Below are 8,262 nucleotides of genomic sequence, written 5' to 3' on the forward strand. Positions count from 1 at the left end.
TTTCTCAGAACAAATATCTGAAAAATTTTTAAAATGCCTTGCTTTGCTTGCCCCGTAAGCGATTGAAGACAGACAAACAAGGAATCAAACTAGAGAATGAATCAGCCCTACCCTACCCCCTGTAGGGTTGATTCATGAATCAACCCTACCATCAATCAACCCTACCATCAATCAACCCTACCCCCCTTAATCAGGGGATATCCCCCCTACCCCCCTTAATCAGGGGATATCCCCCCTACCCCCCTTAATCAGGGGGGTTTTGACAGTTTTTAACACCTACTTACTTAGGGTTGGCTGAATAAATGTGAAATGTAGGCAAAGTAAGGGTTTTGGGGCTTTTCTCGCGAAACAGGTGCAAGATTTTGAGAGAATCGTCGTTCAAAACCTTGCATCTTCATCGGCCCGCGTCCTGTAGGGGCGAAGCATTCGGGCAATAACCTATCGGTGAAACCGTAGATTTTCTATCCGAATGCTTCGCCCGTACTTTTTCAGCAAACCCTAACCACTCCTAAAAATTATCTTTTTTCCCCCGCAGCCGTGCAAACACTTGTACTGGTTCGTTGCTATCCATGGTCATTGCCAAAGCGGGACTATCCCAACGCAAAAAAGGATTAGTCAGCTTTTCCGTCCCCAAAATTGCTGGAATCGTGGGCAGATCTTCAGCGCGATCTTTCTCCACTTCCCGATAACGCTGTTGCAGAGCAGCATTATTAGGGTCAACTGTCAAGGCAAACTTTAAATTATTTAACGTATATTCGTGAGCGCACCAAACCCTGGTCTGGTCAGGCAGCGATCGCAATTTAGTTAAAGAAGCCACCATTTGGCCCGGTGTTCCCTCAAATAAACGACCACAACCCCCAGAAAACAGGGTATCACCACAGAATAACTCGCCGTAATCTCCGGGGTTAACCGGGGGAAAATAATAGGCAATATGAGCGCGAGTGTGGCCGGGGACAAAGAAAACCTCGGCCCAGCGACCGGCAAATTCCACCCGATCCCCCTCCTCTAAAAACAGCTGCTGGCCCGGAATGCGACCGCGATCCTCCTTTCCCCCATAAACACAAAGATGGGGATAACGATTAATTAAAGCCTGATTAGCCCCCACATGGTCGCCGTGGTGATGGGTATTGAAAATAGCGACTAAATCCACCTGTAAAGCCTCTAATCGCCTGAAAACGGGTTCAGGTTCGGCTGGATCCACCACGGCCGCAATTTTTTGCGCTCGATCGTAGAGGAGGAAAATATAATTATCGGAAAGGGCGTTAAGACGTTCGATCTCCATGGTAGAATCTTGGGCTAAGGTTTAACTCGATCATATAGTGCTAACCTAACTCCCCGCAGGACAGGAATCGGCAAAAATTACGCAGGGAATCCCCACATGATTAATGGGAACAATATAGGTTTCTGTGGGGGGAAATAAAGCGACAACGTGGGGAACGGGACGGGGAGTATAATGCACTTGCGATTGGCCCTGATAAGCGAGGGAGGTGCTTGCTCCTGAATCCAACATCACCGCCTCCCGAAAGCCTGCCTGTACTAATAATTCTCCCAAAGCCATCGAATCGATCGGCTCTCGGGAAACCCCGATAACTGGCTGTCCTGCCTGATTAATCCCCCAAAAAGCCCGATGACGCAGGGCATCAAAACCGTAAAGTGTACCAAAGGACTCTCGCGGTTGCGGTTGTCCATCTTTGACTAACCAAGCGGCTGCGACAAAAGCATCCGTAACCTTGAGATCATCTCCGGCCTCGGCTGCGATTCCTTCTAGGGTATTATGACGAGCAGGATCAAAGGGAAGATAACGCACCCATCGATCGGTAATGATTACTAAAGGACGACCCTCTAACTTGCCGATTTCCCCTTCATATCCCGGGATAAAGCCGCCATTTTGGCTTAAAACCGGCCCGATCATCTGATTTGAGTCCAATTCCTTGAGAGAGAAAAAACCGCCATCTACAGCTGCGATCGCTTCTGTGCCAGCGATAATTTCCTCCACTTGATAACGACTATCAGCGTGGATGGTTTTGGGAATCCCGCCACTAATCAGAACAAGTGTATTAGTTGGAAATTCCACTTCCCGTTTTTGGATGGTGGTGGCAAAGTTAAAACCGCCATCGGTACGGGGTAAGGGATCACCCCCCCAAGCTTGCGGTACAACTTCTCGCGTGCGCGATTGCCCAAAGCGTCCAATAGTGAGTAAATCGGGGGATTGTCCAGCAAAATGCTCATCGAGGTCATTCATCGATAAAGCCGCCCGATAACCCGCTTTTTTGACGAATTCCTTCACTCGATCATCCGCCTTCCCTTCCGGATAGGTGAAATAATTAACGGTAATGCCCAATTCTTTTTCTAAGATTTGTTTCGATTGCTTGACTTCTTGCTCCAAATCTGCATCGGACAATAATCTTAAATCCCGGGGATGACTAACACTATGGGAGACAATTTGGACTAGAGGATCGGCGGCCATTTCCTGGAGTTGTTGCCAAGTGACACTGGTTCTGCCAGTTTTTTGAGTCATTTTATTGATATAAATCGAGAAAACGGCAGGATAGCCATATTTTCTCAATAAAGGATAGACATACTGGTAATGTCCCCCATAACCATCATCAAAAGTCAATAAAACCGGTTTAGCAGGAAGGGGGATACCTGTCCGCAGATGGGAAATTAACCAATCGATACTGATAGGAGTTGCCCCGATTTCCTGCAAAAATTGAAAATGTGCCTCTAATTCGCCGGGAGTAACGTCAAAAAATACCTCTTTTTTTGGTAAAATGTCGTGATACATTAAAATCGGTACTTTTGTCCCTTGAGCGCGGGGATGAATTTCCGGCCAGGGTGCTAATTCGATCGCTGTTGCCGAGTTATTTGGCCAATTATCGAGACTAATATCGTTTTTTTGGAGAGATAGGGAAAAAATCACGCGATCAGAGATGTTTTTATAGGTTTTACAATCAAAAATTCTCGATATATCCTTAAAAGAACTATTTTCTAGGACATAATCCGCGCATTCCGGTTGAAACTCCCTAAAAGGTGCGGGGAGAGAATCACCCCCCACCAGAGCATTAGAACGAGGATAGAGAGAACTTGCCCAAATAATCAGACAAACGACGATAAATGCCAAAAATCCGTATAGGGGAAGCAATGGAAACGAAGATTTTTGCCGAGCTTGCCAACGCATAAGATCAAGTAATAAAGTAAAAAGTAAAAAAGAAAAAGTAAAAAAGCAGATAGTCCCTGATTTACCGAAAAAACTGCTTTTTATCTAGATTTTTGGCTTTTGTTTTCTCGTCAGCAAAGCCCACCGATTACAAGCTGAGTTTCCCTATAATCTGTTCCCTTGTCAAGTTTTCTAGAACACCCTCATCAGTTATCAGTTATCAGTTATCAGTTATCAGTGAGCAGATTTGAGTTTTCAGTGGACAGTGGTAATCAGTGAGCAGTTGTCAATAGACTACCTTTATTGATTCTCCCTATTTCCCTAAACCCTGCACCCCACACCCTACACCCCACACCCCACACCCTACACCCTACACCCCACACCCTACACCCTACACCCCACACCCTACACCCCACACCCTACACCCCACACCCTACACCCCACACCCCACACCCCACACCCTAACACCCTACACCCTAACACCCTACACCCTACACCCCGCTATGTTCAGGGGGATTAAACTGGTAAAGCGTGACACAAAACTGCTAGAGTTACCAAAGACGAGTATATAAACTTTACAGATATTGTATGAGAGTTTTGGTTATTGGCGGAGACGGCTATTGTGGTTGGGCAACGGCACTCCATCTATCAAATAGAGGTTACGAAGTAGGCATACTTGATAGTTTAGTTCGTCGCTATTGGGACTTACAATTAGGCTGCGATACCTTAACACCGATCGCACCCATATCTCATCGGATTCAACGCTGGCAAGATCTAACAGGAAAATCGATCGATCTTTTTGTCGGGGATATCAATAACTACGACTTTCTGATTCAATCCCTGGGACAGTTTCAACCAGACACCATTGTTCACTTTGGAGAACAGAGATCTGCACCCTTCTCCATGATTGATCGCGAACACGCGGTTTTAACCCAAGTTAACAACGTGGTTGGCAATTTAAACATCCTCTACGCGATGAAAGAGGAATTTCCCGACGCGCACCTAGTGAAACTGGGAACCATGGGTGAGTATGGCACACCGAATATAGATATTGAAGAAGGCTACATCACGATCGAACATAACGGTCGTAAGGATACTTTACCCTATCCCAAACAGCCCGGTAGTATGTACCATCTCAGCAAAGTCCACGATAGCCATAATATCCATTTTGCCTGTCGGATGTGGGGTTTAAAAGCCACAGATCTCAATCAAGGGGTGGTTTATGGAGTCCTCACCGAAGAGACAGGAATGGATGAGATGTTAATTAACCGTCTCGATTACGATGGGGTTTTTGGTACTGCTTTAAACCGTTTTTGTATTCAAGCGGCGATCGGTCATCCCCTAACAGTGTACGGTAAAGGTGGCCAAACGCGGGGATTTTTAGATATTCGCGATACCGTGCGTTGTTTGGAATTAGCGATCGCTAATCCCGCTCAATCGGGGGAATTCCGCGTTTTTAACCAATTTACCGAACTGTTTAGCGTCGGTGACTTGGCACTGATGGTGAAAAAAGCTGGTTCTGCGTTAGGGTTAAATGTGGAGATTAACAATCTTGACAACCCGCGCATCGAGTTAGAGGAACATTATTTTAACGCTAAAAACACAAAATTACTCGATCTAGGCCTACAACCTCACTATCTCTCCGATTCTCTCCTCGATTCCCTCCTGAACTTCGCCACCAAGTATAAAAATCGGGTAGATATGAATCATATCCTACCAAAGGTCACTTGGAAACGATAATTTATTAGTAGATGATAAGTTAAGGATGGGCAAATAACCCATCCTTTCCGTTTTTCTGGGGAAAGCGAGCATTGCAGTTGTCAGCAGATTTTGCTCGTGTTAGGATACACTCAGGCAAGATTAATTTTTTTAACTTCTCAATCCCTCCTTTGGTCTTAGGATTATTTGCCTATGGCTAATCAATCGCTTCTAAAAACCTATTTTGTAACTTACATTTTTCTAATCACCATCGCAAATCCTCAAAAAATATGAGAAAACTAGCTTGGCAAAAACTGGCTCCCTTGTTACTTTGTGGTTTAATTGCTACGGGTTGTGATCAAGACAAAAATTCTTTAACGGAACCAATCAATTGGCAATCCATATTATCGGAAAGTTTGGCAGATTTAGACCTAGAAAATATTTCCCTTGATCAGCTTTTAGGAATTTTAAATAGTCTCTCACTTTTTTCTGACGATATCATAGGAATTGACGAAAACTGTCTGGCCGAGAGCGGAGATATCGGCAGCTCCCTAGCCAGCAATAGAAGCGTTACCTGTCAATTACAATTGAGTAATGGCGAATGGGTAAGTATTGTTGTTAACCGAGATTTATTCGGCCTTGACAATATCCCTAATAATAACCTTCAATCAGGTCCCTCATTTACTTTTGACCCCCCGGGAGAAACAACCACAAATCCCGACCCAGAAATTAGAAATCCTGTGGGCGAAAATTGGGGTTCAGCAGGAGTAATCACGGGTAATTGGGGTTCAATCGATAATTGGGGTAATTGGGGTTCAGCAGGAGTAACGGTTAATGGGTTTTCAGGAGGCTCCATCAATTATTCGGGTATTTCCACTTCTCTGATTCCGTTCGATCGTTTTAATCCTGGGCAGCCAGTTAATGTATCGGAATCAAACTCGATCGCCAGCTTAGGATTTTTCAGTATTTTACTGTTCGGACAAAGAACATTCCAATATTTTCGCCGACAATATCAGGCCAAGAAAGTGAAAAAATAGGCGGGAGTTCCTTAATCCGAACTGATGGGAATTATTGTCGTCCGCAATTGGGGAAATTAGGGCAACGTTCCCGCATTAACTGGGAAAATTCCGTTCTTTGAGCCGGAGTTAACACTTGACGAATTTCCAAAAAACTCTCAAATTGCAGGTTACTGATTTCTTGGCGATTGCGGGAGATTTGCTGATGTTTAGAACGGAACTCTCGATCGGAGGCATTATTCGATAATAAACTATTTAATTCTTGTTCGTTGTTTCTAATGGTTTCTTGCAATTTTTGGATTTGTCCCCGATATTTCTGACGAATAGCGGCAACTTTTGACTTTTGGTCATCGGTAAGGTTTAATTGTTCAATTAGTCCTTCTCTAGAATTATTCATCCGACGGGGACGATTTTCAGGACGCTGGGGAGAGCTAGTTTGAGCAATAAATAGACCATCTTGGGGATAGGATAGCACAGTGGCACTTGGGGCCAAGTTAGCGGCTAGAGTTAAAGCCATGGTCGTGCCGAGAATCGAGACAGTAGAAAGGGACATAATTGACCTCCACAAAGAAATTAAGGATTATAGGTAGAATAGGTGAGTTGAGGCTCGTTTAAGCTCATCCAAGGGGAACTATAAACGCTAGGAGCAGCAATCGGTGGAGCGATGCTATGGTTCCAACTCTCCACTAAAAAAGCTTCTAACTCCTCGTCAGAAATTTGTCCCAGTTGTGGATGAGGATGAGACCAACGATAGGAAGTAAAAATCAGGGACGATAAGGCAGTAATACCAGTTATCAAACCCAATAAAGGCAGCAATTTTGGGAAATTTACCGGCTTTTCTTCCCTAATCATTTGCATTAACTGTTCTTCTTCATCTATCGGTCGAGGTGGCAGCGATGGACGATAGCGACGCAGAAAATTAACCACTTTGTCATCTTCTGGGGACATTAGAGAACTCCTTGTTTTTGCAAAAATTGACCCATGGTTTTACGCGCATAATGAAGACGTGATTTCACGGTACCGAGGGGAATTTCTAAGATTTGAGCGATTTCCTTTTGGGGTAAGTCCTCTAGATCGTGAAGGACAAGGACAGCGCGATGTTCTAAACTGAGAATTTCCAACCCTTGTCGGACCACTTCCTCATAATGCAGTTGCATCAAATCGGGACTATCTTGGGGACGGGATTCGCTATCAAGGGGGTTTTCCTGATCAGTGCTTTTGGCCATCCTCATTTGTCTTTTGGCTAATTGTCGGCGGCCATCGATCGCCACATTGCAAGTGATCCGATAAACCCAAGTGGAAAAGTATTCAGGTGAACGCAATTTCGGCAACCCGTGCCACACTCTTAAAAATACCTCTTGGACAAAATCCTCTAGGAATTCCTGTCCACAGAGTTGATAGAGAGTAGAGCGGATTTTTGGTTGATAAAGACGGTAAAGGTGACGAAAAGCACCCCGATCACCCCTTTGACATTTTAAAACTAACTCTCGATCGCTCACACTTGTTTGCTTATTGGTTATCACCCTGATCATTACCCTCCCTGGATGCCTGTCCCTTTAGACTAGGGGGTGTCAAGAATGGTTCATAACCAGTTATCAGTTATCAGTTATCAGTTATCAGTTATCAGTGATTCAGTGATTAGGGGTCGAGAAGGTCGTCACCGACCTCCCCTCCCATTCAGAACCGTGCATGAGACTTTCACCTCACACGGCTCCTAGTTTGATTGTTCCCTTGTTAAGGATACAGCTTGACTTCTTTTGGTTTGGTCTAGTATTATCTATATTAACTAAAATGTAGATGATTCTAGGCTTCCATCAGATGCCGATTTATCATCGTGACAGTGGCGGTGTAGTAATTGAAGGTTTTTATATTCATCCTTTCCACCTAAGCTTAAAGAGTGAATGTGGTCAACTTCGATTAAATCCGATGGGGTGAAATACTGCCCACATCGGTTACACTTGCCTTGTTGCTTTTTAAGTAGTTTAGCTACTCTAGTAGGCGTGTCGATTGCTTGTCCTCGTCTGGTCGCCCAGTAAGTCCAATTTCCGTCGTAAGGTGAAGCGTCGGGGCGAATTAGGGTATGTCTGACAATTGGTGTCCAATTATGTTTCCATAGATAGAGACCGTCTTTAGTTTGAAATAACCAAGATTCTTGTCTTTCTTTCCCGTTGCTGAGTTTAACTGTACCCGGTCTAAAGTAGTTTTTCAGTTTTTCGTAGTCCGCTTTACCGCATCTTGATAAGATCTCTTGCAAAAGTAATCAAGATATATATTTTTCTCGGTAACGAAGTTCGTAATTGTAGATACCAGCAATCAAATTCAATCTCAGACCAAATCGCCGTCTGCGATTTCTGTATCTTGATGAAAGTATCCGAAATATTTTGAGACGAC

General features: G+C 44.3%; 7 protein-coding genes and 2 pseudogenes. 2 read left to right on the forward strand and 7 right to left on the reverse strand.

From position 1 onward, the window contains the following. Positions 1–508 precede the first annotated feature (508 nt). On the reverse strand, positions 509–1,282 hold the full coding sequence (gene gloB / locus H6F92_RS02800) for a hydroxyacylglutathione hydrolase (protein ID WP_190356713.1): 774 nt from the start codon (positions 1,280–1,282) through the stop codon (positions 509–511). Positions 1,283–1,327: 45 nt separating this feature from the next. Further along, positions 1,328–3,178 carry a polysaccharide deacetylase family protein gene (locus H6F92_RS02805; RefSeq protein WP_190356714.1) on the reverse strand — a complete coding sequence of 617 codons (1,851 nt, stop codon included), beginning with the start codon at positions 3,176–3,178 and terminating at the stop codon, positions 1,328–1,330. A gap of 567 nt (positions 3,179–3,745) precedes the next feature. Between H6F92_RS02805 and H6F92_RS02810 the strand changes: the two genes are divergently transcribed. Then, the gene (locus tag H6F92_RS02810; RefSeq protein ID WP_190356715.1) at positions 3,746–4,897 is read left to right on the forward strand and encodes an NAD-dependent epimerase/dehydratase family protein; all 1,152 of its coding nucleotides are present in this window, start codon (positions 3,746–3,748) and stop codon (positions 4,895–4,897) included. 248 nt (positions 4,898–5,145) lie between these two features. Continuing rightward, positions 5,146–5,892 carry a hypothetical protein gene (locus tag H6F92_RS02815; RefSeq protein ID WP_190356716.1) on the forward strand — a complete coding sequence of 249 codons (747 nt, stop codon included), beginning with the start codon at positions 5,146–5,148 and terminating at the stop codon, positions 5,890–5,892. 31 nt (positions 5,893–5,923) lie between these two features. On the opposite strand, the gene H6F92_RS02820 is transcribed toward H6F92_RS02815, so the two are convergent. From H6F92_RS02820 to H6F92_RS02840, 5 genes and pseudogenes are all read right to left on the reverse strand, one after another. After that, entirely contained in the window at positions 5,924–6,424 is a 501-nt protein-coding gene (locus H6F92_RS02820) for a Spy/CpxP family protein refolding chaperone (protein ID WP_190356717.1), read from the reverse strand. 20 nt (positions 6,425–6,444) lie between these two features. Further along, on the reverse strand, positions 6,445–6,819 hold the full coding sequence (locus tag H6F92_RS02825) for a hypothetical protein (RefSeq protein ID WP_190356718.1): 375 nt from the start codon (positions 6,817–6,819) through the stop codon (positions 6,445–6,447). Further along, a complete protein-coding gene (locus H6F92_RS02830) occupies positions 6,819–7,403 on the reverse strand; it encodes a sigma-70 family RNA polymerase sigma factor (RefSeq protein ID WP_190356719.1) in 585 nt (194 codons plus the stop codon). Before H6F92_RS02830 ends, H6F92_RS02825 begins: the two co-directional genes overlap by 1 nt. Before the next feature lie 182 nt (positions 7,404–7,585). Next, positions 7,586–8,113, reverse strand: a pseudogene (locus H6F92_RS02835) (HNH endonuclease); the annotation flags it as partial. A gap of 18 nt (positions 8,114–8,131) precedes the next feature. Continuing rightward, a pseudogene (locus tag H6F92_RS02840) lies at positions 8,132–8,262 on the reverse strand (IS5 family transposase); the annotation flags it as partial.

This window comes from Microcystis wesenbergii FACHB-1317 (assembly GCF_014696875.1).
Taxonomy (GTDB): Bacteria; Cyanobacteriota; Cyanobacteriia; order Cyanobacteriales; family Microcystaceae; genus Microcystis; species Microcystis wesenbergii_A.